Source organism: Candidatus Thiosymbion oneisti, from assembly GCF_900092655.1.
Taxonomy (GTDB): Bacteria; Pseudomonadota; Gammaproteobacteria; order Chromatiales; family Chromatiaceae; genus Thiosymbion; species Thiosymbion oneisti.
Genome location: NZ_FLUY01000387.1, coordinates 1 through 2,402 on the forward strand (window position 1 = coordinate 1; position 2,402 = coordinate 2,402).

Consider the following 2,402-nt stretch of genomic DNA (forward strand, 5'->3'; position numbering starts at 1 on the left):
TCCCCTCGGGAGGGTGTCGCAAAAGCCCCTCTCCCGCCGGGAGAGGGGTTGGGGAGAGGGGGTCAGAGGGCGAAGATCGATACCTTTTGCGACACCCTCCCGAGGGGAGAGGGGCTTTTCGGTATTGAGAACGCCCCTTAGTTTTCACTATAGTTTGAATAGCGTTTGCCGAACCTCACACTGGGCCCCAATGAAAAAATCTCTCACCGAACAGTTGCAAGTCTTAGGTGGTGCCATCGGGGCTATTATCGGGGCTATTACCGGTATCGCCGTTGGACTGCAGAACGCTAAAAAGGCCATCACGGACCTTTTGGGTGGGACTGATCTGCCGCTAACCATTTGGCTGCCGATCATCTTTGCCCTGTTGCTGGTGGTAGGGGGTATATGGCTCGTCATACGGGGACTCGCGCCCAAATCTCGGTTGGAGCGGCCAGAACGGCTGCTGATCGATCCGGACAACCCGGATCATCTGCGCGGCCGCGCTGATGAGATAAGCCGGCTGGCGGAGGCCGTCGCCGCGCAACCGCTGGTGTTCCTGGAAGGCGAATCCGGAGCGGGCAAGAGCGCCCTGATACGTTCCGGGCTGATCCCAGCATTGCTCCGCCCCCCCGGCATGCAGTCGGCCCGGACCATGCTGCCGGTCTATCTCAACAGCTATGGGGGCGATTGGGCGCAGGGCCTGCAGGAACGCCTGGTAGACGCCTTTTGGCACCAGCTTGGTCAGGATCTGCGCCGACAGCTCGCTATCGAGAATCGCGATGCGCTGCACGGCCAGTTGTTGTCTGCCCCATCATCACCACTGCTCAAGCGTATCCGCACGGAATTGGGATGGATCCCGCTGGTCATCTTCGACCAGTTCGACGACTACCAGGTAGCCAACCGGAAGCATTTTTTGCGCGACGGTCGTTGGATCAAGGCCGATGAGCTGGTTGCCGCTAATCCCGTCTGGCAGTGCATCAGGCAGGAAATCGAGCACGGATCTCTGCACCTGCTGTTCATCACCCGCCGGGATCTGGTCGCGGGATTGGAAGCGGTGCGGTTCGGAAATCCCGAATGCTATGCCCTGGATCGGGTCGAATCGACATTCATTGGGGCCTTGCTGGATGATTTGACGGCGCCGGTATCAAAAGACCAGCCGGTGATCTCACATCCGAACGCCGGCTGGGATTCCCTGAAGCGCCGCTTGGTCAATGATCTGTCGGAACAGCACCGGATCTTGCCGATTCAAGCGCGGGTGGCGTTTCGCGGTCTGACTAGGCTGCCCGTGCTCAACACTGCCGCCTACCAGCGCCATGGCGGTATCGAGGGTCTGGAGGCCGCCCATGTGGAAGATGCCGCGGGCACCGCGGCACGCGCCGCCGGTTTGACCATGGCCCAAACCCTGGCATTGCTGTTGGATCTCGTCGACGACAGCGATCCGGACGTGCCCAAGGCCCGGAGTCTTCCCGCGGCCGATCTCGCCGCGGCGTCCGGGACAGACAGTCAGCGGAGCGACCGGGTACTCTCGGTGCTGGACCAGGAGGGTATCGTGCGGCGTCGCGCCGGTAACGGCACCGACGGGTCCCCCGTCTGGTCCCTGTATCACGATTATCTGGCCCGGGCCGTGATCGCCGCCCATCGCCGTGCCAACCGTTGGCAACGTTTGCTTAAAGAGCGTCGCCAGGCACTGGAGGGGGCTGGTTCCTGGGTGTCGCACTGGCGGAGTTTGCTCTCGCCCTGGGAACAACTGCGGCTGCTGGGGGCGACCCTAGCCGGTAAGGTCCGTTGGTCGGGTTACCGTCGCTTTGCGGTATTCAGCGGCCTGCGGTGGCTACCGCTCCTCATGCTGGTCGTCTTGACCTGGGTCGGGACCGATCAGGCCCTGGAGTGGCAAGCACGGCAAGAATCTCAGCGGATCCTGACCGCTATCAGAGGTGGGATTGAGGAGACATACTCCGGGGATAAGGGATACCGGGATCTCTGGGCGTTGGCCAGTGCCAGTCCACGGCTGAAGCGTGTATTCCTCGAACAATCCATTACGGATACAGAGTCCCACGAAGCACTCGTGGAGCACTTGGCGCCGGTGGCCCAATCCCTATTCGGCTTGGATCCGGATCTTAATCTGCGCCAGCAAGCGCTCGAGCTGGCGTTTCGTCATAAACCAGCGACACCCTATCAAGCCAAACTTGCAGTCCTAGTGTACCAATCGGCACCGGAGGTCTTCGCTACGCAAGCGCCAAGGATTGCCGAGCTGATCTCCACCCTCATGCAGAAAACTACCGAACCGTCGCAGCTCAGCCGGCTCGGTGAGGCGCTGGGCAAATTGGGCGAGCGGCTGCCAGCCGCGCAGGCGAAACCGGTTGCGTTGCGCCTAGTGGGGGTCATGGACAGGACCGCTGATCCAGATCGGCTCAGCCAGCTTG

General features: G+C 61.6%; 1 protein-coding gene. It reads left to right on the forward strand.

The window, feature by feature from the left end:
- Nucleotides 1–190 precede the first annotated feature (190 nt).
- Nucleotides 191–2,402, forward strand: a 2,212-nt coding sequence (locus BQ17_RS03685; protein WP_141699074.1) for an nSTAND1 domain-containing NTPase, incomplete at its 3' end; no start/stop codon positions are given.